Raw genomic sequence first — 22,165 nt, 5'->3', positions numbered from 1 at the left:
CGTCGTGGGGCGGGTGACGCCCGTGCCATCATCGAAGGAATGGTGATGAGGCGAACGTCCACGTCAGGGAAATAAAACACAAACGATGAATAAAGATGGTCTTCGAACCTATCGAAGCCCGAGGACCGACAGGACAAACAGGGCGATCACAACTGCCCCGACGATGTAGACGATGCTGCTCATGAAATCCACCTCTCAAACTGAACGGGATTGCGACACCAAGGTATTGCAAATACAAGATACGGCACCTTTGCTCGCAGTTCTGTTCGGCAGCACACATAGCTCCGTTCCTGATTAGCTCTTGAGTCTTTTGGGCCGCGCACCATGGCGTTGGGCTGGAATTCACACAGTGATTGCGGATGTATTTGGTGTCGGTGCGTTGTCGCGCCTAGGCGCTGACGATATGGAGGGGAGGGGCTGCTGATGTCCTAAGATACTTGGCTAGTGGGTCTATCCTTATTAGAGGAAGACCTTTCGCAGACACGCCCCCTCACTGGTGAAGCCCATGTCCGATTTGTCTCACCCCATGCAGAATCACCTGCTGGCTGCCATGCCCGCCGAAGTGCAAGCGCGTCTGACCCCCCAGTTAGAGTTGGTATTCTTACCGTTGGGTAAGGTCGTGTATGAATCCGGGGATACCTTGCAGCATGTCTACTTCCCTACGGACTCCATCGTCTCTCTGCTTTACGTGATGGAAGACGGCGCCTCGGCGGAAATCTCCGTGGTGGGCAACGAGGGGCTGATTGGTCTAGCCGTGTTCATGGGCGGCGAAAGCACTCCGAGCCGGGCCATCGTGCAGAGCGCTGGCCATGCATACCGGCTGAAGGGGCAGCAACTGAAAAGTGAGTTCAGTCGTCACGGAGAACTGATGCTACTTTTGCTGCGGTACACTCAGGCGCTGATCACTCAAATGGCACAAACGGCGGTTTGCAACCGCCATCACTCGGTCGACCAGCAGCTATGCCGTTGGCTTCTGCTGTCACTGGACCGCTTGCCGAGTAATCAATTGACAATGACCCAAGAGCTTATCGCCAACATGCTTGGCGTGCGGCGAGAAGGCGTCACTGACGCCGCTGGGAAATTGCAGAAGCTCGGTGTGATCGAGTACAGCCGAGGGCACATCACGGTGCTGGACCGACCGAAACTCGAGGAACTTTGTTGCGAGTGTTATGCAGTGGTCAAGAGGGAAAGTGATCGGCTTCTTCCGAATGTTAAATCTCCCCTGATTCAAAGACGCTTCTGATCGTCCACAGCCGAATGCGGTCTATCAATAAAGTTTACATAGCCAATCGTTAGGCTTACCGGCCGCCACCAGAAACTCCTGGCGCGCCAACGCCAGTCTTCCCACCAGCGCACTCGCTACCACGTTTCCGCCCCCGGGGCCGCGCGCCACAATGGGCCGGGAGAAAGAGCGTGAGAGTGGCGAGATCCATGACGGGGCTCCTGATACAAGATGCGTATTTTTATCACGGAAAGCGGGTCGTTCGGCCCATCTAGCGGGTGCCAGAAGTCACCGTACACTTGCCCATCGCTCGTCGAAAAAACAGGGTGCCGTACCTGTTTCACGCGTGTCGATCGCCTTGGGCAGTTTTCTTCAATACGCAGCGTCACGCGCCCCCTACCTTGGGTGCTGATTTCACTGAATTGAAGAAGGTGTGCGATGAGTCTGATGATGTCGATGGCGGCGTTTGCGCTGGTGGCTTCGATTACGCCGGGGCCGGTGAACATTGTGGCGTTGAGTTCGGGCGCGCAATTTGGTTTTCGCGCCAGTCAACGGCATGTCGCAGGCGCGACGCTGGGTTTTGTGCTGCTGTTGGTGCTGATGGGGTTGGGCTTGCATGAGGTGTTACAGCGATGGCCGTCGCTGACGCGGGTGGTGCAACTGGCGGGTGTGGCGTTCTTGTTGTTCATGGCCTGGAAACTGGCGGCGGACGATGGACGCCTCGATACAAAAGAGCCGGGTCGGGCACCGTCGATGGTGTACGGCGCAGTGATGCAATGGCTCAACCCGAAAGCCTGGCTGGCCTGTGTGGCGGGAATGGGCGCCTTCGTCGCTGACGGCGAAGCGCGGCTGGTGTGGCAGTTTGCTGCGGTGTACCTGGTGATCTGCTACGTGTCCGTTGGCTGCTGGGCCTACGCCGGGACTTTTTTGCGTGGCTACTTGAGCAACCCAGCGGGCATGCGCCTGTTCAACCGGGGCATGGCGTTGTTGTTGGCGGTCAGCGCGATCTATTTACTCCTGCCTTAGACGCTTCTGTGGCGAGGGGGTTTATCGGAACGCCGCACCGCCCCGTTCGGCGGCGAAGCCGTCGTAATCCATTGGATGCGGTGTAACTGGAAAAAAGGAGGGCCGCTTCGCAGCCCAACGGGGCGGTGCGGCGTTCCGATAAACCTCCTCACCACAGATCGCTTCTAGCCACAGGGTGGGTGTCCTGGCCTCAGCCGCGATACTGCCCCGGTGTCGCCGCCAGGTGTTGTTTGAACGCCCGTTGGAAATGCGCCTGATCAGCAAACCCCGCTTCCAGCGCCACGTCGGCGATCAGCTTGCCGCACCGCAATTGATCCTGGGCGAACTGGATGCGCCGGTTGACCAGATACGCGTGGGGCGTCATGCCGTAACGTTGCTTGAACGCGCGGATCAGGTACGACGGCGACAGCTGAGCAGCCTCGCAAATATCTTCGAGTTTGAGCATATGCGTGCAGTGCTCGCGGATGTATTCGGCGGCGCGCTCCAGTTTGAAATGGGGCTCGCGCAGCGGTTGATCGCCGGGGTTGAGTCGTTGCTGCACCTCGGTGAAAAACTCCACCGTGGCGCTGTGTTTACCCAGCACGTCTTGCTGTTGATCGACCAACACTTCGTACAAACCCTTCAGGCCGTGAAACAGGCTGGTGTCGCGATTGTGGCTGATGGCGAACCGGCGGAAGGCCAGGTCGTGGCTGAACCCCAGCTGGTGCTGCAAATCGGTGAGCCACGACGTGTCGACGTACAACATCAGGTAAGACCAGGGCTGATCGTCGATCGGATTGCAGGCGTGAACATCGCCCGGATTCATCAGCACTACGGTGCCGGCGCTGACCTGAAACTCCGATTGCTCATGAATGTAAGTGCTGCACCCGGCGGTGATTGCACCGATGGAAAAGTGCGCGTGGGAATGCCGGGTGTAGCAGACCTCGCGTCCATCGGCGATGGAGCGGGCTTCGATGAAGGGCAGGGCGTCGTCGCGCCAGAAGCGCGGGGCTTTGTCAGCGTCCTTGGCAAGAGTGTGCTTCATCGTCAGTATCCTCGGCAGGCAAGCGAAGGAGTGTATTAGCTCTCGCCGTCAAAGGCTCGCTGCAACACCGCGATGTCGAGTTTTTTCATTTGCATCATCGCTTGCATGGCGCGTTGGGATTTTGCGGTGTCCGGGGCTTTCAGCATGTCCATCATTGCAATCGGCACGATCTGCCACGACAGGCCGAATTTGTCCTTGAGCCAACCACATTGCTCGTTCTGTGGATGAGCGGACAGAGCCCCCCAGAAATGGTCGACTTCATCCTGGGTCTGGCAATTGACCTGAAATGAGATCGCTTCGGTGAATTTGAACACAGGGCCGCCATTGAGGCCTGTGAACGGCTGCCCATCCAGTTCGAAACTGACCGTCATGACCGAGCCTACAGGTCGGCCATGCGCCTCCTGGCCCGCCTTGCCATAGTGGGTGATGGCAGTGATTTTCGAATGATCGAAGATTGAACAATAAAACGTTGCCGCCGCTTCAGCCTGATCGTCGAACCAGAGGCAGGGAGTCAGTTTTTGAACGCGTTGCATGGTGTTGCTCCTCTACGGATTGCTCATGCCGGACTTTCAGAGTAGTCAGCCTCTCGTCGTCTGGCCGTACCGTAGATCGACAAATGCAGCGGGTTAATCAAGTTTAATGGAGTCGATATGACTATTTATGGAGTCATATCGACCAATACGAATGATGGTCTTTTTGACTTGATGGGTGTCAGGGTCTTGATTTTTAAGGGATCAATAACTGGCACGACACTTGATACATCCCACGTACAACTGAACTGCTTCAGGAGTACGGAAAATGTTCGATTTTTTCAGCCATCCTCAGAACGTTCTGCGCCTGTCGAGCCGAGTGCTGGGTGTTGGCCTGGTGATGCTGTTGGCGGGCATCTACGCTGCTTACCTCTACGCGGGGCACCTGCCTATCGCCGCGTTGGTGCCGATGCACGCCATGACCATCATCGGGCCAACCCTGCTCAAAATCGGCTACGTCATGCGTCTGCTGTCCCAGCATCGGTTGAGTCCAAACCTGGTCGGGGCGATGGCCTGATGCGCAAGTTCGCTGCCGCGCCAGTTTTCAGCTTTGGTTTTCGACCCTTCTTTCTCGCCGGCGCCGGGTTCGCAGCAACCGCCGTGGCGATCTGGGCGCTTTGGTTGTACGGCCGTTTACCCGGCGCACAACCCCTCGGCGGGATGCTGGCCTGGCATCGACATGAGATGCCATTCGGGTTCGCCACGGCCATCATCGCCGGGTTCCTGCTGACGGCGGTGCCAAACTGGACGGGGCGTCCGGGGCTCAAGGGCTGGCCGCTGATCGGGCTGCTGCTGGTGTGGCTGGTGGCCAGACTGGCATGGCTGATGCCGATACCGGCGGCGTTGCTGCTGGGCTTGCAAATTCCTTTTCTGCCGTTGCTGGCCTGGGGGCTGGGGCGGGATCTCGTGGCTGCGGGCAAACGCGACAATTACCCGATTCTGCTGATGGTTGCGCTGCTGGCCGGCTGTCAGGCGATGACCTTGTGGGGGCTCTCGACGGATGACACCAGCCTGCAACGGCGGGGTGTGCTGGCGGCATTGTGGTTGGTTGGCGCACTGATGAGTGTCATTGGCGGGCGGGTGATTCCCTTCTTCATTCAACGTGGCTTGAACCGTCCCGTAGCGCCCGCGGTGAGTCCATGGCCAACCAGGGCCCTTTTGATAAGCGGATTACTGGCAGCGGTGTCGTTTGCCGCCGGTTTGAGCGACGTCCCCCGGCGCTGGCTAGCGGTGCTGTTTCTACTGATGAGCGCGTTGCATCTGCTGCGCCTGTGGCACTGGCATGACCGGGGCATCTGGCGCGTGCCGCTGCTCTGGTCGCTGTATCTGGCTTACGTCTGGTTAGTGCTGGCGACATTGGCCATGGCGCTGTGGCACGCGGGCGTCATGCCGCAACAAAGCCTCGCGACCCATTCGTTGGCGGTGGGCGGCATTGGCGGGCTGATCCTGGCGATGATTGCACGGGTCAGCCTGGGCCATACCGGGCGAGTGTTGCAGCCCTCGAAAGGCATCATTTTCGGTTTTTCCCTGGTATCGATCGCGGGTGTGTGCCGGGTGTTGCTCGTGCCGTTTTCCGGGGTTGGATTGGGGGTGTCGGCGTTGCTTTGGTGTGCTGCTTTTGGTCTGTTTCTGGCGCGCTACACCGGCATCTTGCTCAAACCTCGGCTCTAGTGCCGTGAACCTGCCTCGCAACATAAGTTCATTCCAAGGCCGTTTTGGGATTGGGATTGGGTGGGGGTACATATCCATTTTTTTGGTAGCGGCCGCTGGCGGTTTCGCTCTTACAGCGAGTCACTTTTTACAAACGCCTAAAAAGTAACCAAAAACGCTTGCCCCTCCATTCGGTGCCTCGCTAAGGCTCGGCATGCCCTCACTCCGGCATTGCTCCGGGGGCCCGCCGCCATCGGCCATCCATGGCCCAGAGTGTGTAAAAATCCAAGCCAACCCTTGCTATGATTTCCCGGGATTTCATCGTAAGGGTTAGCCATGAAACGCTTCATTCAAGGTGAACACCGAGGTCAAAGTACCTTGCTCCCCGAGAGCCTGGACGATTACGTCAGCGACACCAATCCGGTGCGCGTTGTCGATGTCTTCGTGGATGAGCTCGACCTGATCACCCTGGGTTTTGAAAGCGCGGTCCCAGCTGAAACGGGCCGACCGGGCTACCACCCCGCCGTCATGCTGAAGATCTACATCTACGGCTATCTCAACCGTATTCAGTCGAGCCGACGCCTTGAGCGCGAGGCGCAGCGCAACGTCGAGCTGATGTGGCTGACCGGTCGCCTGATGCCGGACTTCAAGACCATCGCCAACTTCCGCAAGGACAACGGCAAGGCCATTCGAGGCGTTTGCCGCCAGTTTGTTGTGCTGTGCCAGCAACTAGGGCTTTTCTCGGAAAACCTGATTGCCATCGACGGCAGCAAGTTCAAGGCGGTGAACCACCGCGACCGCAACTTTACCAGCGCCAAGCTGAAGAAGCGGATGGAAGAAATCGAATCGAGCATTGCCCGTTATCTGAAGGCACTGGATGCCGCTGATCGTGAAGAGCCCAAGCCCTCGGACCCAAAAAGCGGCGGCCTGGAAGAGAAAATCGCCAAACTCAAGGAGCAAATGAAAGCGCTTCAGGAGATAGAAATTCAAGTTGAGACATCGCCGGATAAGCAGGTCTCGCTGACCGACCCGGACGCCCGCTCGATGATGACGAGCGGTAAAGGCATCGTGGGTTACAACGTACAGACCGCGGTCGATACCAAGCACCACCTGATCGTTGCGCACGAAGTGACCAATGTGGGCCACGACCGTGATCAGCTCAGTTCGATGGCGGTGCAGGCCCGTGAGGCGATGAAACTCGAATCGTTGTCGGTGGTGGCTGACCGCGGGTATTACAAAAGCGGGGAGATCCTTGCCTGCCATGAAGCAGCGATTACCGCGTATGTGCCGAAGACGCAGAGCTCGCGGGCCAAATTCGATGGCCGCTTTAACAATGATGCTTTCATCTACGACGCGGACAAAGACGTGTACGTCTGCCCCGCCAAGGAAGTGCTGACCTGGCGCAACGCTTGCGTCGATAATGGCAAGACGCTGAACAGTTACTGGAGCTCGAACTGTCGGTCCTGCTCGATAAAGGCGCAATGCACACCGGCCAGAGAGCGAAAGGTTCGTCGCTGGGAACATGAAGCGGTGCTGGAGGAGATGCAGGTCCGCCTGGACGAAGCGCCGGAGATGATGAAGATCCGCAAACGGACAGTTGAACATCCTTTCGGGACGCTCAAACAATGGATGGGTGCGACGCACTTTTTGACCCGACGACTTGCCGGGGTGAGCACCGAAATGAGCTTGAATGTGCTCGCTTACAACTTGAAAAGGGTGATGAAAATCCTCGGTGCGCAGAATCTGATGAAAGCGCTGGCGGCCTGAAAAGCCCCCGTTTTGTCTGGTAGACGAGCTGTGATGCGCCGCCAGAGGCCCCTTGATAACGGGCTGGAGCTACGAAAAACGCTTTTGGTTTAATGAGCCAGCCAACACTCGTCGGCGCACGCGCCGACGATGTTTGAGCCCGTTTTTACACACTCTGGGCCGGGGGCGGCTACCTCGGCATCCTTGCCGAGGTGCCCCCTGCGCAACGCCTGCATTCGGCCTCTGGGAAAGGGGCGGCAAGTCTGAAGCAACATCAAGATCAAAAGATCGCAGCCTTCGGCAGCTCCTACAGGGGGAATCGTGTGCTCTGTAGGAGCGAGCTTGCTCGCGATGAATTCGAAGGCAACGCATTTTTCCAGACAGTACGCGTTATCGTTCACGTCCATCGCGAGCAGGCTCGCTCCCACAAAAAGCAGATCGGCGTACTGCTTTGGCTGTTCACCACTCAACAGGCCGAGCGTTAGCTCGCCTGCAGCTGTTGATCTCGATGCACCGCCCCCTCGAGAGGCCGAGTGGAGGTTCTGCGCAGTGGGCAACCCGGCAAGGATGCCGGGTTAGCCGCCCCCGGCCATGGATGGCCGATGGCGGCGGGCCCACGGAGCAGGACCGGAGCGAGGGCATGCCGAGCCTAAGCGAGGCACCGAACGAAAGGGGCAGAAGCGCTTTGGTTACTTTCGCGCTTTTCGAAAGTGACTCGCTGTAAAAGCGAAACCAATAGCGGCCGTTACCCAAAAAACGGATATACACCCAAGAAAAACCCCAGGTAAATCCCCCACCACACATATGCACGCGCAAGAAGAGTCAAGCCTAAGCGAACAGCATTCCGCCCATTGAGGCGGCCTGGGTGTGACCGGTGGTCGATGAATAGGTCCGCCAGATCAAACTGGGCTTAGCTGAAAGGATAACGCCGACCGTTGCTCCTACAAAAAACACCGGCGTCACCGTAAGTCTGAGGAAATTCGCAATGCTGACCCTCAACATTAACGGCAAGGATCAGGAGCTGGATGTCCCCGCAGACATGCCGTTGCTCTGGGTCCTGCGCGATGTCGCGCACCTCACCGGCACCAAATTCGGTTGTGGCATGGCCCAGTGCGGCGCCTGCACCGTGCACGTCGATGGCGCGCCACTGCGCTCTTGCATCACACCCGCCACGGCCGTGGCCCATGGGCAGAAAATCCTCACCATCGAAGGCCTGTCCACCGACGGTTCGCATCCGGTGCAGCAAGCGTGGGCCGAACTCGATGTGGTCCAGTGCGGTTACTGCCAGTCAGGGCAAATCATGTCGGCCGCGGCTTTGCTCGCGAAAATCCCCAAACCCACCGACAGCGACATCGATCAGGCGCTCTCCGGCAACATCTGCCGCTGCGGCACCTATCCAAGGATCCGTGCAGCGGTCAAGCGCGCCGCCGAGATCGGTTGATGCCACGTTAGTTGAGGGAGACTGAGCAATGAACAGCATCAATCGTCTGTCGCGCCGGGGATTTCTGAAAGGCAGTGCACTGTTGGGCAGTGGTCTGGTGGTGGCGTTCGTCATTCCCGGCGCCCATCGCTTTGCCCTGGGCGCCGAGAATCAAGGCAACGTGTTCGCGCCCAATGCTTTTTTGCGAATTGGCAATGACAACAGCGTCACCGTGCTGCTTGGCCATTCGGAGATGGGGCAGGGTATCTGGACCGGTCTGACCATGCTGATCGCTGAAGAACTGGACGCCGACTGGTCGAAAATCCGCGTCGAACATTCGCCCGCTTCGGCCGCTGATTATGGGCTGGCCGCATTTGGCGGGATGCAAATCACCGGTGGCTCGACGTCGACCTGGATGGAGTTTGACCGCTACCGCCAGGCCGGCGCGGCGGCGCGTTTGATGCTGATCGATGCGGCCGCCAAGCGCTTCAACGTCGCGCCCTCCGAGATTCGTACCGAGTCAGGTGTGGTCATTGCCGGTGACCATCGCGCCACTTACGGTGAGCTGGCCGATGACGCCGGCAAGCTGCCGGTGCCGGATCCGGCCTCGATCAAGCTCAAGGAGTCCAAGGACTGGAAACTCATCGGCAAACCGACCCAGCGTCTGGATACCCCGGAAAAAATCACCGGCCGCGCGAAGTTCGGCATGGACGTGCAGTTCGACGGGCTTATGACTGCCATGGTCGCGCGCTCGCCGGTGTTCGGTGGCAGCGTCAAAGCCTACGAAGGCGCTGAAGCGCTGGCGATTCCGGGCGTGCACAAAGTGGTGCAAGTGCCCACGGGCGTGGCGGTGATTGCCGATCATTACTGGGCCGCGAAGCTGGGGCGCGACGCACTGAAAGTCGAGTGGGATCTGGGGCCGAACACCGGGCTCGACAGTCAGAAACTCCTGGAAAGCTTCCGCAAACTCGCCACCACGCCTGGCATTTCGGCCAGCAAGGCGGGCGATGTCACTGCCGCACTGGGCAAAGCCGCCAAGACGATCGACGTCGAGTACAGCGTGCCGTATTTGGCCCATGCGCCGATGGAACCGCTCAATTGCACGGTGAAAATCAGCAAGGACACCTGCGAAATCTGGACGGGCACCCAGTTTCAGACGCTGGATCAAATGATCGCGGGGAAAATTACCGGGCTCAAACCTGAGCAGGTCAAGATTCATACCGAATTTCTCGGTGGCGGTTTCGGTCGCCGGGCCAATCCGACCTCGGATTTTGTCGCTGAAGCGGTGGAGGTGGCCAAGGCTGCGGGCGCGCCGGTGAAAACGGTGTGGTCGCGGGAGGACGACATTCGCGGCGGCTATTACCGCTCGGCCTTCCTGCATCAGGCACGCATCGGGCTGGATGCCGGCGGTATGCCCATTGCCTGGAAGCACGTGATGGTCGGGCAGTCGATCATGGATGGCACCGCGTTTGCAGCGACCATGGTCAAGGACGGCGTCGACAAAACCTCGGTCGAAGGCGTCGCCGACAGCCCTTACCTCGAAGGCCTGGCCAATCATCAGGTGGAATTGCACTCACCGAAAACCGGCATCAGCGTGTTGTGGCTGAGGTCGGTGGGGCACAGTCATAGCGCTTTCGTCATGGAATCGCTGATTGATGAAATGGCCGAGTCGGCCGGCAAAGATCCGGTGGAATACCGACGAACCTTGCTCAAGGCGCATCCGCGACACTTGGGTGTGCTGAATCTGGCGGTGGAGAAAGCCAACTGGAATGCGCCATTGCCGGACGGCCATGCATTGGGTGTGGCGGTGCATGAGTCTTTTGGCAGCTACGTGGCCCACGTTGCCGAGGTGTCCCAGGACAACCTGGCAATCCGCGTGCACCGGGTGGTGTGTGCGGTGGATTGCGGGATTGCGGTCAACCCGATGAGCATCGCTGCCCAAATGGAGTCGTGCATCACCTTCGGCCTCGGATTCACCTTGCACAGCAAGCTGACCTTCAAGGACGGTCAGGTGGTGCAATCCAATTACCACGACTATCAGGTCCTGCGGCTCAACGAAATGCCAGTGGTCGAAGTGCATATCGTGCCAAGCACCGAACGGTCCGGCGGCATCGGCGAGGCCGGTGTCCCACCCACAGCGCCGGCAGTGGCCAACGCGGTGTTTGCCCTGACCGGGCAGCGCCTGCGGGAACTGCCCTTGCAATTGTCGGGGGTGTGAGATGAGACGCCATCTGATTCTGGGTGCGGTGGTGTTGGTCGGCCTCGCGGTCTACGCCTCGGAAGTGTTAGCTGACGATAAGGAAGCCTTGCAGGCTTTCGACACCGTGCAGAAAGTCTTCCAGAGCCCGCGCTGCCAGAACTGCCATATCCCCGGTGATTCGCCGTTGCAGTTCGACGCTGGCATTCCCCATGCGATGAACGTGGTGCGAGGCATGGACGGCAAGGGCGCCGCCGGATTGCCGTGTGCCACCTGCCACGCCGAAAACAACCCGCCGGCCAGCTACGGCCCTCATGCACCACCGGGAGCGCCGCACTGGGGGCTGCCGCCCGCGGCGCACAAAATGGCCTGGATCGGCCTGCCGGCCGACCGGTTGTGCGCCCTGATCAAGGACCATTCCAGCAACGGCGACCGCGATTTCGCGGCGCTGATCAAACATGTCAGCGACGACAAACTGGTGTTGTGGGGCTGGAACCCGGGCGGCAATCGCGCTCCGGTGCCCGTGCCGCACGACATTTTCGTCACTCAATTCAAGCTGTGGGCGGAGGCGGGTGGCCCGTGTCCGGTGGTGGGGAGCTGACCGGCGGTCCGTTACCAGGGAGTCAAACCGGGTACGGACGACTCTAAAGTACATATCCGCCAATGGAGTATCCGATGCTGATCCCAGGCAAACCGCACAAATCAGGTGTACGTGCAGGGACGCCACAACAGGAGCGCGAGCTGCTGCGCGATCTGGCCCGCAAAGCCGAGCAAGAGTTGATCGGGGTGCAGATGGCGAGCATGGATGAGCTGACGCTGCTGCCCAATCGGCACGGTTTCATTGCCCTGGCTCAATTGGGCCTGGACGCGTGCCAACAACTGGGCAGGCCGGCGACGCTGCTGTTCTTCAATCTCGACGAGTTCAAGCGCATCAACTACCTGTTCGGCCGCACAGAGGGCGACAACGCGCTGAAAACCTTTGCCGATGTACTACGCATCGGCTTTCGGGAAAGCGATGTGGTCGGGCGGCTGGACAGTGCCACTTTCGTGGCCTTGCTCGTAGGGTCCGCCTCGGTGGAAGTCAGCGCAATCAAGGTGCGCCTCGAAGAAATGCTCGATGAGCGCAATGCCATGGCGCATCGCGGGTATGAGATACGTTTCAGTATTGGGCAGATCGAATATGACCCGGTCCTTCATGGTTCGGTGGAAGAGCTTTTAGATGAGGCAGAGAGGGTATTGGGCCGCTAGTGTGGTGTTGAGTCGGCGGGCCCCTTCGCGAGCAGGCTCGCTCCCACACTGATTTTCTGTGATTACATAAATTTGTATGCAACACAAACCCACTGTGGGAGCGAGCCTGCTCGCGAAGGCGGTCGGGCAGACAATACTATTTGGCAAACAACTGGCTGATGTCCTTGAAGGCCTTGAACTCCAGCGCATTGCCGCAGGGATCGAACAGAAACATCGTCGCCTGTTCGCCCACTAATCCCTGAAACCGAATGCCCGGTTCAATCACGAATCGAGTGTTGAGGGCTTTCAGTCGTTCGGCCAGGGCCTCCCATTCGTTCATGCTCAACACCACCCCAAAATGCGGCACCGGCACATCATGACCGTCCACGGCATTGGTGTGCGCCGCTTCCTGGGCGGCGCTTTTCGGCGCCAGGTGAATCACCAGTTGATGACCGAAAAAGTTGAAGTCGACCCAATGGTCGCTCGAACGGCCTTCTTCCAGGCCGAAGGTTTCGCCATAGAAACTGCGCGCAGCCGCTAGGTCATACACCGGGATGGCTAAATGAAAAGGAGAGAGTTGCATCGAATTGCCTCGCAGATGTCGGTCAATGGACTGAGTTTAGCGCTGTGCTTTTTGATTGAAAGACGATAGTTTTTGCGTCGAGCACAAATTATTTCGATTGATCGAGAACGCCATGTTGCGGGAATTGAAAACCTTCATCGCCGTCACCCGTTACGGCACCTTCGCGGCAGCCGGAATGCACATCGGCCTGACTCAGTCGGCAGTCAGCGCGCAGATGCGCAATCTGGAGCACGCGTTGGGTATTCGGCTGTTCGACCGTACCGGGCGTCAGGCGATTCTCAATGCGGCGGGGCAGCGGGCATTGCCGATGGCCCGGGACATGCTGGAAACCTTCAGTCGCATGGCTGTCTGCGATGACGTTGGCGAATACCGTGGCGAGTTGAAAATCGGCGCCGTGGCGACGGCGCAGACAGGGTTGTTGCCCCAAGCGTTGGTTCGATTACGGCAACAGGCACCGTTGCTGGAGGCGAAACTGGTGCCCGGCGTCTCACTGAATCTGTTGAGTCAGGTCGACACCGGGGAGGTGGATCTGGCAATTCTGATCAAACCGCCGTTCGAGTTGCCCAAGGAACTGTCGGCGCAGGTCATTCGCCGGGAACCGTTCGTGTTGATTGTGCCGCCGAACCTTGAGGGTGACGACCCCTTGCCGTTGCTGGCACAGCATCCTCATGTGCGCTACGACCGTAATTCATTCGGTGGACGCCTGGTGACGCGGTTTTTGCGCGAACAGCAAATCGATGTGCAAGTAGCCCTGGAGCTGGATGAGCTGGAAGCCATCGTGAAAATGGTCGAGTGCGGGCTGGGTATCTCGTTGCTTCCCGAAGCCGGGTTGTGGCTCGAGTATGGCGCGAAGGTCAGAATCATTCGCTTGGGCGAACTGACGTTCTACCGTGAGATCGTCCTGTTGCAGCGCTACAGCCAGCGCACACAGCCGATCCAGCAGCTATTTGCCAACTGCCTGACCCAAAGCTGACTAAACACCAACCCTCTGTAGGAGCGAGCTTGCTCGCGATGGGGGTCGGCACACCTCGGTAAATCAGGGGCGCCGCGTTATCGTTAACGCCCATCGCGAGCAAGCTCGCTCCTACAAGGGATTGGCCATAAAAAAACCCGCCTATCGAGGCGGGTTTTTTAGTTGGCTAGCCGAAAATTACTCTTCGAGGCTGCCCATGGCCGTGGTGTTGAAACCACCGTCCACGTACATGATTTCACCGCTGATGCCGGACGCCAGGTCCGAGCACAGGAACGCGCCGGCGTTGCCGACTTCGTCGATGGTGACGTTGCGACGCAGCGGCGTTTGCGCTTCGTTGGCGGCCAGCATCTTGCGGAAGTTCTTGATGCCGGAAGCAGCGAGGGTGCGGATCGGGCCAGCCGATACGCAGTTGACGCGGGTGCCGTCCGGGCCCAGGGAGCCGGCCAGGTAACGCACGCCAGCTTCCAGGGAAGCCTTGGCCATGCCCATGACGTTGTAGTTCGGCATGGTGCGCTCGGCGCCCAGGTACGACAGGGTCAGCAGGCTGCCGTTGCGGCCTTTCATCATTTCGCGGCCAGCCTTGGCCAGGGCCACGAAGCTGTAGGCGCTGATGTCGTGAGCGATGCGGAAACCTTCACGGGTGGTGGCTTCAGTGAAGTCGCCGTCCAGTTGGTCGCCCGGCGCGAAGCCAACGGAGTGCACGATGCAATCCAGGCCGTCCCACTTCTTGCCCAGTTCGACGAAGACCTTGGCGATTTCTTCGTCGCTGGCCACGTCGCACGGGAAGCACAGGTCCGGGTTGGAACCCCAGCTCTGTGCGAACTCTTCGACACGACCTTTCAGTTTGTCGTTCTGATAAGTGAAGGCAAGCTCAGCGCCCTCGCGATGCATGGCGGCAGCGATGCCGGATGCGATGGACAGCTTGCTGGCGACACCGACGATCAGTACGCGCTTACCGGCGAGAAAACCCATGTGTTGCTCCTCTCTTTCAGGTTATTGCGCAGTGGCTGGTGCCAGAAAAGCGGCTTCCAGCAACTGCTGTGTATACGGATGTTGGGGGGCGGCAAAGATACTTTGCGCGTCTCCCTGTTCGACCACTTGGCCATGCTTGACCACCATCAGCTGGTGGCTCAGCGCTTTGACGACAGCCAGGTCATGGCTGATAAACAGGTACGTCAGGTTGTACTTGGTTTGCAGTGAACGCAGTAGCTCTACCACTTGGCGTTGCACTGTCCGGTCGAGGGCCGAAGTCGGCTCGTCCAGCAGAATCAACGCCGGTTTTAACACCAGTGCCCGGGCAATGGCGATTCTCTGCCGCTGCCCGCCGGAAAATTCGTGGGGGTAGCGGTTCCGGGTTTCCGGATCCAGGCCTACCTCCTTGAGTGCCGCAATAATCGCTTGTTCCTGTTCCGCCTCGGTGCCCATTTTATGGATCCGCAGGCCTTCGCCAACGATCTGGCTCACGCTCATCCGCGGGCTCAGGCTGCCAAACGGGTCCTGAAACACCACCTGCATCTCCCGGCGCAACGGTCGAACCTGTTGCTGCGTCAGGCAGTCTAGCTGCTTGCCTTCAAAACGGATCGCGCCTTTGCTGCCAATCAACCGCAAAATCGCCAAGCCCAGTGTCGACTTGCCGGAACCGCTTTCTCCCACAATCCCCAGGGTCTGGCCCTGGGGCAGGCTGAAATTGATGCCGTCTACCGCTTTGACGTGATCCACCGTGGTTTTAAGAAAGCCTTTTTTGATCGGGAACCAGACTTTCAGGTCCTCGACTTGCAGCAAGGGCGGGCCAATCACGTTGGTCGCCGGCTTGCCGCTGGGCTCCGCTGCCAGCAGTTCCCGAGTGTACGGATGCTGCGGCGCGCGGAACAGCTCTTCGCACGATGCCTGTTCGACGATGCAACCTCGCTGCATGACACATACGCGATGCGCAATTCTTCGCACAAGGTTCAAATCGTGACTGATCAGCAGCAATGCCATGCCCAGACGGGCCTGCAATTCCTTGAGCAATTCGAGGATTTTCAGCTGAACGGTGACGTCCAGGGCGGTGGTCGGTTCGTCGGCAATCAGCAATTCCGGCTCGTTGGCCAGGGCCATCGCGATCATCACCCGCTGGCGCTGACCGCCGGACAATTCGTGGGGCAGGGCCTTGAGGCGCTTATGCGGTTCTGGAATGCCGACCAGTTCCAGCAATTCCAGCGTACGTTTGGTCGCTACTTTACCGATCAGGCCTTTGTGAATACCCAGCACCTCGTTGATCTGCTTTTCGATCGAGTGCAGCGGATTCAGCGAGGTCATCGGCTCTTGAAAGATCATCGCGATCCGGTTACCGCGGATGTGGCGGATGGTTTTCTCTTTCAGGCTCAGCAGGTTTTGCCCGGAATATTCGATGGTCCCGGACGGGTGTCGGGCGAGCGGGTAGGGCAACAAACGCAGGATCGAGTGGGCGGTGACCGATTTGCCGGAACCACTTTCGCCCACGAGCGCCAGGGTTTCACCGCGCTTGATGTCGAAACTGACGCCCTCGACGACACGCTGGCAGCGCTCACCAACGACGAATTCGACGGCCAGGTCGCGCACTTCGATCAGATTGTCCTGATTCATTTCACTTCCTCGGGTCGAAGGCATCGCGAGCGGACTCGCCGATGAACACCAGCAAACTCAACATCAACGCCAGCACGGCAAACGCGCTCATGCCGAGCCAAGGCGCCTGCAAGTTGGATTTGCCCTGCGCCACCAGCTCGCCGAGGGACGGCGCGCCGGGCGGCAGGCCGAAGCCGAGGAAATCCAGGGCGGTCAGGGTGCCGATAGCGCCGGTCAGGATGAACGGCATGAAGGTCATGGTCGAGACCATCGCATTGGGCAGAATGTGGCGGAACATGATCGCACCGTTCTGCATCCCCAGCGCCCTGGCCGCGCGTACATATTCCAGGTTGCGTCCGCGCAGGAACTCGGCGCGGACCACATCCACCAGGCTCATCCAGGAAAACAGCAACATGATCCCCAGCAGCCACCAGAAATTGGGCTGCACGAAGCTGGCCAGAATGATCAGCAGATACAGCACCGGCAGGCCGGACCAGATTTCCAGAAACCGCTGCCCGGCCAAGTCGACCCAGCCGCCATAGAAACCCTGCAAGGCCCCGGCGATCACACCGATGATCGAGCTAAGGATGGTCAGCGTCAGGGCAAACAATACCGAAATCCGGAAGCCGTAGATCACCCGGGCCAGTACATCGCGCCCCTGATCGTCAGTGCCCAGCAAGTTGTCGGCCGAGGGCGGCCCGGGTGCAGGCACTTTCAGGTCATAGTTGATGCTTTGGTAACTGAACGGAATGGGCGCCCACAGCACCCAGGCGTCTTTGGCCTTGAGCAATTCGCGGATGTACGGGCTCTTGTAGTTGGCTTCCAGCGGGAATTCGCCGCCGAAGGTGGTTTCCGGGTAGCGCTTGAGGGCCGGGAAATACCAGCCATTGTCGTAGTGCACCACCAGCGGTTTGTCGTTGGCGATCAATTCGGCGCCGAGGCTGGCGCCGAACAGCACCAAAAACAGCCACAACGACCACCAGCCTCGCTTGTTGGCTTTGAACAGTTCGAAACGTCGTCGATTGAGCGGGGACAGGTTCATCTCAATGCTCCCGGTTTTCGAAGTCGATGCGCGGATCCACCAGGGTGTACGTGAGGTCGCCGATCAATTTCACCACCAACCCTAACAATGTGAAGATAAACAGCGTGCCAAAGACCACCGGGTAATCACGGTTGATCGCTGCTTCAAAGCTCATCAAGCCCATGCCATCCAGCGAGAAGATCACTTCGACCAGCAGCGAGCCGGTGAAGAAAATCCCGATGAACGCCGAAGGGAAACCGGCGATCACCAGCAGCATCGCATTGCGGAACACATGGCCGTAGAGCACTCGATGCTGGGTCAGGCCCTTGGCCTTGGCGGTCACCACGTACTGTTTATTGATTTCGTCGAGGAAGCTGTTCTTGGTCAGCAGGGTCATGGTTGCGAAGTTGCCGATCACCAGCGCGGTCACGGGTAACGCGAGGTGCCAGAAGTAATCGAGCACCTTGGCGCCCATGCTCAGCTCGTCGAAGTTATTCGAGGTCAGGCCCCTTAGCGGGAACCAGTTGAAATAACTGCCTCCAGCGAAGACGACGATCAACAGAATGGCGAACAGAAACGCCGGGATTGCGTAACCGACAATGATCAACGAACTGGTCCAGACGTCGAAATGGCTGCCGTGTCGGGTGGCCTTGGCGATCCCCAGCGGTATCGACACCAGGTACATGATCAGCGTGCTCCACAACCCGAGCGAGATCGACACCGGCATCTTTTCCTTGATCAGGTCGATGACCTTGGCGTCGCGGAAGAAGCTGTCGCCGAAGTCGAGGGTGGCGTAGTTCTTGATCATGATCCACAGGCGTTCCGGCGCCGATTTGTCGAAGCCGTACATGTGCTCGATTTCTTTCACCAGCATCGGGTCCAGGCCCTGCGCGCCGCGATAGGCGGAGCCGGCCACGGAGACTTCGGCGCCGCCACCGGCGATCCGGCTGGTGGCGCCTTCAAAGCCCTCGAGCTTGGCAATCATCTGTTCCACCGGCCCACCGGGGGCGGCCTGGATGATCACGAAGTTGATCAGCAAAATGCCGAGCAACGTCGGGATGATCAGCAGCAGTCGCCGAAAAATATACGCCAGCATCTGATTACTCCGTGCCCGCAGGGTCGGCTTGCAGTTTGGTTTCGATCTCTATCGCCGGCGCCACGTTGGGCTTGATCCACCAGGTGGCAATGCCGACGTCGTACGTGGGTGAGATTTTCGGATGACCGATGTGGTTCCAATAAGCGACGCGCCAAGTCTTGATGTGCCAGTTGGGGATCACGTAATAGCCCCATTGCAGCACGCGGTCCAGTGCGCGAGCGTGGGCCACCAGACTTTTGCGCGAATCAGCGTTGATCAGTTGCTCGACCAATTGATCCACCACCGGATCCTTCAACCCCATGGAATTACGGCTGCCGGGTTTGTCGGCGGCGGCGGACATCCAGAACTCGCGCTGTTCGTTACCCGGCGAGTTGGACTGCGGGAAGCTGCCGACGATCATGTCGAAGTCACGTGAACGCACGCGGTTGATGTATTGCGAGACGTCGACCCGACGGATCACCAGGTCGATGCCCAGGTCGCTGAGGTTACGCTTGAACGGCAACAGCACACGCTCGAATTCGGTCTGGGCCAGCAGGAATTCGAGGGTGACGGGTTTACCGGTGGCGTCGACCATCTTGTCGTCGACGATCCGCCAGCCGGCCTCTTGCAGTAATTGATAGGCCTTGCGTTGCTGGGTGCGGATCATGCCGCTGGCGTCGGTCACCGGGTTCTGGAACGCCTCGCTGAACACCTGCTCGGGGATCTTGCCGCGGAACGGATCGAGAATCGCCAGCTGATCGGCGTCCGGCAGGCCGGTGGCGGCCATCTCCGAATTCTCGAAATAGCTGCGGGTGCGCGCGTAGGCGCCGTTGAACAGTTGCTTGTTGGTCCATTCGAAATCCAGCAACAGGGTCAGCGCCTGGCGCACGCGCACGTCCTGAAACACCGGGCGGCGCAGGTTGAACACGAACCCTTGCATGCCGGTCGGGTTGCCGTTGGGGATCTGTTCCTTGACCAGCCGGCCTTCGGTCACCGCCGGGATGTTGTAGGCGTTGGCCCAGTTCTTCGCGGTCATCTCCAGCCAATAATCGAACTGCCCGGCCTTGAGCGCTTCCAGCGCCACGGTGTTGTCGCGGTAGTAGTCGGTGGTCATCACATCGAAGTTGTAGAACCCGCGATTCACCGGCAGGTCCTTGCCCCAGTAATCCTTGACCCGCTCATAACGCACCGAGCGCCCGGCCTTCACTTGGCTGACCTTGTACGGGCCGCTGCCCAGCGGTATTTCCAGATTGCCCTTGGTGAAATCGCGTGTGGCCCACCAATGCTTGGGGAGCACCGGTAACTGGCCAAGGATCAACGGCAGTTCACGGTTGTTGCTGTGCTTGAATTTGAACAGCACCGTGAGCGGGTCTTCAGCGATCACGTCATCGACGTCACTGTAGTAACCGCGGTACATCGGCGCGCCGTCCTTGACCAAGGTCTGGAAGCTGAACACCACGTCCTCGGCGCGTATCGGATGACCGTCGTGGAAGCGGGCTTCGGGACGCAGGTAGAAACGCACCCAACTGTTGTCCGGGGCTTTCTCGATCTTGCCGGCGACCAGGCCGTACTCGGTGAACGGTTCATCGAGGCCTTGTTTGGCCAGGGTGTCGTAGATCATGCCGACGTCGTCAGCCGCGACCCCCTTGCTGATGAAGGGGTTGAGGCTGTCGAAGCCACCGAAACCGGCCTGACGGAAGATCCCGCCTTTGGGGGCGTCCGGGTTCACGTAGTCAAAGTGTTTGAAGTCGGCCGGGTATTTCGGCGGCTCGTTGTACAGGGTCAGGGCATGCTGCGGGGCGGCACAGGCCAGCCCGGCGAACAGCAGACCGCTGGCCTGCAGGAGCAGGGCACGTACGGGTTTCATTGATCTTTCTCCGAAGATTTCAGCCACCACGCGCTCAGGCCCAGGGTATAGGGCGGCGTGGTGACGAAGGCTAACCGGTTGCGGTAGGCCAGGCGGTGATAATTGAGGTACCAATTGGGAATGATGTAGTGCTGCCACAACAACACCCGGTCCAGGGCCTTGCCGGCGGCGACTTGTTCATCGCGGGTCTGGGCGGCGAGTAATTGGTCGAGCAACTGGTCGACCACCGGGTTGGCGATGCCCGCATAGTTTTTGCTGCCCTTGACCCCGGCCTGGCTGGAATGGAAGTACTGCCATTGCTCCAGGCCCGGGCTGAGGGTCTGGTTAAGGGTCATCAGGATCATGTCGAAATCGAATTGATCGAGGCGCTGCTTGTATTGGGCGCGATCGACCGTGCGCAACCGAGCGTCGATACCGATGCTCACGAGGTTCTCGACGTAAGGCTGAAGGATTCGCTCCAGGTTCGGATTGACCAGCAGGATTTCCACCTGCAACGGCTGGCCCGCCGCGTTCTGCAGTCGCTGACCGTTGAGCTTCCAGCCGGCCTCGGCAAGCAGGCTCACGGCCTTGCGCAGGGTTTCCCGGGGAATGCCGCGCCCTTGGGTCTGCGGCAGGCTGAACGGCTCGGTGAACAGCTTGGCGGGCAACTGCTCGCGATACGGCTTGAGCATCAGCCATTCATGGCCGACCGGCAGGCCGGTGGCGGAGAACTCACTGTTGGGGTAGTAACTCATGGCGCGCTCGTACGCGCCGCTGAACAGTGTGCGGTTAGTCCACTCGAAATCGAACATCAGCCCCAGCGCTTCACGGACCTTGACGTTGGCGAAGGTCGGGCGGCGGCTGTTCATGAACAGACCCTGGCTCTGGGTCGGGATCTGATGCGGGATCTGTGCCTTGATCACGTCGCCATGGGTGACAGCGGGGAAGTTGTAGCCGTTATCCCAATTCTTTGCCTGGTGTTCGATGTAGATATCAAATTCGCCCGCTTTGAAGGCTTCGAACGCGACGTCGCTGTCGCGGTAGAACTCGACCTCCATGCGATCGAAGTTGTACTTGCCACGATTGACCGCCAGGTCCTTGCCCCAGTAATCCTTCACCCGTTCGAAAACGATTTGTCGGCCAGGCGTTACCGAGGTAATGCGATACGGCCCGCTGCCCAGTGGCGGCTCGAACGTGGTGGCCTTGAAATCGCGACCTTTCCAGTAATGCTGCGGCAGTACCGGCAACTCGCCCAGGCGCAGGATCTGCAGCGGATTGCCGGCGCGCTTGAACACGAAACGAATGCGCTGCGGGTTGAGGATATCGACCCGCGACACCTCCTGAAGGCTGGTGCGGTACTGCGGATGACCTTCCTTGAGCAGCAAACGGTAGGAAAACGCGACGTCATACGCGGTAATCGGCGTGCCATCGTGGAACCGTGCTTCCGGGCGCAGGTTGAACACCACCCAGCTGCGGTCCTCGCTGTATTCCACCGATTGGGCAATCAGCCCATAGCTGGACGTCGGCTCGTCACCGGAAGGCGCGTACTGACCGGTGCCGACCATCAGGGGTTCGTTGAGCTCGTTGATGCCGTATTGCAGGAAATTCGGGGTGGAAACGGGGCTCGAGCCCTTGAAGGTGTACGGGTTGAGCGTATCGAAGGTGCCAAACGCCATCACCCGCAACGTACCGCCCTTGGGCGCTTGCGGGTTAACCCAGTCGAAGTGGGTAAATCTGGCCGGGTACTTGAGCGTGCCGAATTGCGCGTAACCATGGCTTTCGCTGATCGTCGCACTTGCGGGGGAGCTCAAGGCCAGGCTGATCAGGAGCAGGAGGAGGGGACGCTTCAAGTCAGAGATCCGATCCAGGCGGCTTGGGCTTTATGGGCCGTACAGTAACAGCTTGTTTGGACAGGAAAAAGACAGGGGTTTAATGCGCTGTTAATTACGCAGACGGACGCCTGTAGCAGCTGGCGCAGCCTGCGTTCGTCCCTGTAGGAGCGAGCTTGCTCGCGATGGTCGTCCAGCCACCGAAAATGTGTC

The 22,165-nt window shown here is 59.3% G+C and carries 20 protein-coding genes; 10 read left to right on the top strand and 10 right to left on the bottom strand.

Annotated features, from left to right (window positions below; translation table 11 throughout):
* Positions 1–505: 505 nt before the first annotated feature.
* Complete coding sequence (locus JFU37_RS17845; protein WP_201116884.1) at positions 506–1,243, top strand: Crp/Fnr family transcriptional regulator; 738 nt, start codon at positions 506–508, stop codon at positions 1,241–1,243.
* Between the two features lie 417 nt (positions 1,244–1,660).
* Positions 1,661–2,248, top strand: a complete 588-nt coding sequence (locus JFU37_RS17840) for a LysE family translocator (protein ID WP_201116883.1) — start codon at positions 1,661–1,663, stop codon at positions 2,246–2,248.
* A gap of 190 nt (positions 2,249–2,438) precedes the next feature.
* On the opposite strand, the gene JFU37_RS17835 is transcribed toward JFU37_RS17840, so the two are convergent.
* A complete protein-coding gene (locus JFU37_RS17835) occupies positions 2,439–3,272 on the bottom strand; it encodes an AraC family transcriptional regulator (protein WP_201116882.1) in 834 nt (277 codons plus the stop codon).
* A 35-nt stretch (positions 3,273–3,307) separates the two neighbouring features.
* Positions 3,308–3,805 carry a VOC family protein gene (locus tag JFU37_RS17830; protein ID WP_201116881.1) on the bottom strand — a complete coding sequence of 166 codons (498 nt, stop codon included), beginning with the start codon at positions 3,803–3,805 and terminating at the stop codon, positions 3,308–3,310.
* Positions 3,806–4,070: 265 nt separating this feature from the next.
* On the opposite strand from JFU37_RS17830, the gene JFU37_RS17825 reads away from it, so the two are divergent.
* From JFU37_RS17825 to JFU37_RS17815, 3 genes are all read left to right on the top strand, one after another.
* A complete protein-coding gene (locus JFU37_RS17825) occupies positions 4,071–4,319 on the top strand; it encodes a transmembrane sensor/regulator PpyR (protein ID WP_201116880.1) in 249 nt (82 codons plus the stop codon).
* Positions 4,319–5,473: an NnrS family protein gene (locus tag JFU37_RS17820; protein WP_201116878.1), complete on the top strand. Its 1,155-nt coding sequence runs from the start codon at positions 4,319–4,321 to the stop codon at positions 5,471–5,473. Before JFU37_RS17825 ends, JFU37_RS17820 begins: the two co-directional genes overlap by 1 nt.
* Positions 5,474–5,788: 315 nt before the next feature.
* Positions 5,789–7,219, top strand: a complete 1,431-nt coding sequence (locus JFU37_RS17815) for an IS1182 family transposase (protein ID WP_201111875.1) — start codon at positions 5,789–5,791, stop codon at positions 7,217–7,219.
* Between the two features lie 89 nt (positions 7,220–7,308).
* On the opposite strand, the gene JFU37_RS17810 is transcribed toward JFU37_RS17815, so the two are convergent.
* Complete coding sequence (locus JFU37_RS17810; RefSeq protein WP_201117165.1) at positions 7,309–7,668, bottom strand: hypothetical protein; 360 nt, start codon at positions 7,666–7,668, stop codon at positions 7,309–7,311.
* Positions 7,669–8,183: 515 nt separating this feature from the next.
* On the opposite strand from JFU37_RS17810, the gene JFU37_RS17805 reads away from it, so the two are divergent.
* From JFU37_RS17805 to JFU37_RS17790, 4 genes are all read left to right on the top strand, one after another.
* Positions 8,184–8,639: a (2Fe-2S)-binding protein gene (locus tag JFU37_RS17805; RefSeq protein WP_010459764.1), complete on the top strand. Its 456-nt coding sequence runs from the start codon at positions 8,184–8,186 to the stop codon at positions 8,637–8,639.
* Between the two features lie 28 nt (positions 8,640–8,667).
* The gene (locus JFU37_RS17800) at positions 8,668–10,836 is read left to right on the top strand and encodes a xanthine dehydrogenase family protein molybdopterin-binding subunit (RefSeq protein WP_201116876.1); all 2,169 of its coding nucleotides are present in this window, start codon (positions 8,668–8,670) and stop codon (positions 10,834–10,836) included.
* Between the two features lies 1 nt (position 10,837).
* The gene (locus JFU37_RS17795; RefSeq protein ID WP_201116874.1) at positions 10,838–11,416 is read left to right on the top strand and encodes a hypothetical protein; all 579 of its coding nucleotides are present in this window, start codon (positions 10,838–10,840) and stop codon (positions 11,414–11,416) included.
* Positions 11,417–11,490: 74 nt separating this feature from the next.
* The gene (locus JFU37_RS17790; RefSeq protein WP_201116872.1) at positions 11,491–12,063 is read left to right on the top strand and encodes a GGDEF domain-containing protein; all 573 of its coding nucleotides are present in this window, start codon (positions 11,491–11,493) and stop codon (positions 12,061–12,063) included.
* Positions 12,064–12,199: 136 nt separating this feature from the next.
* Here JFU37_RS17790 and JFU37_RS17785 read toward each other — a convergent pair whose 3' ends face one another.
* Positions 12,200–12,625 (bottom strand): VOC family protein, encoded by a 426-nt coding sequence (locus JFU37_RS17785; protein WP_201116871.1) that lies wholly within the window; start codon positions 12,623–12,625, stop codon positions 12,200–12,202.
* 112 nt (positions 12,626–12,737) lie between these two features.
* On the opposite strand from JFU37_RS17785, the gene JFU37_RS17780 reads away from it, so the two are divergent.
* Complete coding sequence (locus JFU37_RS17780; RefSeq protein WP_201116867.1) at positions 12,738–13,598, top strand: LysR family transcriptional regulator; 861 nt, start codon at positions 12,738–12,740, stop codon at positions 13,596–13,598.
* Positions 13,599–13,775: 177 nt separating this feature from the next.
* Here the strand turns inward: JFU37_RS17780 and fabI are convergent, their stop codons facing one another.
* The 6 genes from fabI to JFU37_RS17750 are packed head-to-tail and all read right to left on the bottom strand — an operon-like array spanning position 13,776 to position 21,973.
* The gene (gene fabI, locus JFU37_RS17775) at positions 13,776–14,570 is read right to left on the bottom strand and encodes an enoyl-ACP reductase FabI (RefSeq protein WP_008152082.1); all 795 of its coding nucleotides are present in this window, start codon (positions 14,568–14,570) and stop codon (positions 13,776–13,778) included.
* A 21-nt stretch (positions 14,571–14,591) separates the two neighbouring features.
* Positions 14,592–16,202, bottom strand: a complete 1,611-nt coding sequence (locus JFU37_RS17770; protein ID WP_201116866.1) for an ABC transporter ATP-binding protein — start codon at positions 16,200–16,202, stop codon at positions 14,592–14,594.
* Position 16,203: 1 nt separating this feature from the next.
* Positions 16,204–17,223 carry an ABC transporter permease gene (locus tag JFU37_RS17765; RefSeq protein WP_201116865.1) on the bottom strand — a complete coding sequence of 340 codons (1,020 nt, stop codon included), beginning with the start codon at positions 17,221–17,223 and terminating at the stop codon, positions 16,204–16,206.
* Position 17,224: 1 nt separating this feature from the next.
* The gene (locus JFU37_RS17760; RefSeq protein ID WP_201116864.1) at positions 17,225–18,298 is read right to left on the bottom strand and encodes a microcin C ABC transporter permease YejB; all 1,074 of its coding nucleotides are present in this window, start codon (positions 18,296–18,298) and stop codon (positions 17,225–17,227) included.
* A gap of 4 nt (positions 18,299–18,302) precedes the next feature.
* Positions 18,303–20,144, bottom strand: a complete 1,842-nt coding sequence (locus JFU37_RS17755) for an extracellular solute-binding protein (RefSeq protein ID WP_201116863.1) — start codon at positions 20,142–20,144, stop codon at positions 18,303–18,305.
* A complete protein-coding gene (locus JFU37_RS17750; RefSeq protein ID WP_201116861.1) occupies positions 20,141–21,973 on the bottom strand; it encodes an extracellular solute-binding protein in 1,833 nt (610 codons plus the stop codon). The genes JFU37_RS17755 and JFU37_RS17750 overlap by 4 nt, the downstream gene beginning before the upstream one ends.
* Positions 21,974–22,165 lie beyond the last annotated feature (192 nt).

It is taken from the genome of Pseudomonas sp. TH41 (assembly GCF_016650695.1).
In the GTDB taxonomy this organism is placed as follows: Bacteria; Pseudomonadota; Gammaproteobacteria; order Pseudomonadales; family Pseudomonadaceae; genus Aquipseudomonas.
This window is presented reverse-complemented; position numbering and strand designations above follow the sequence as displayed.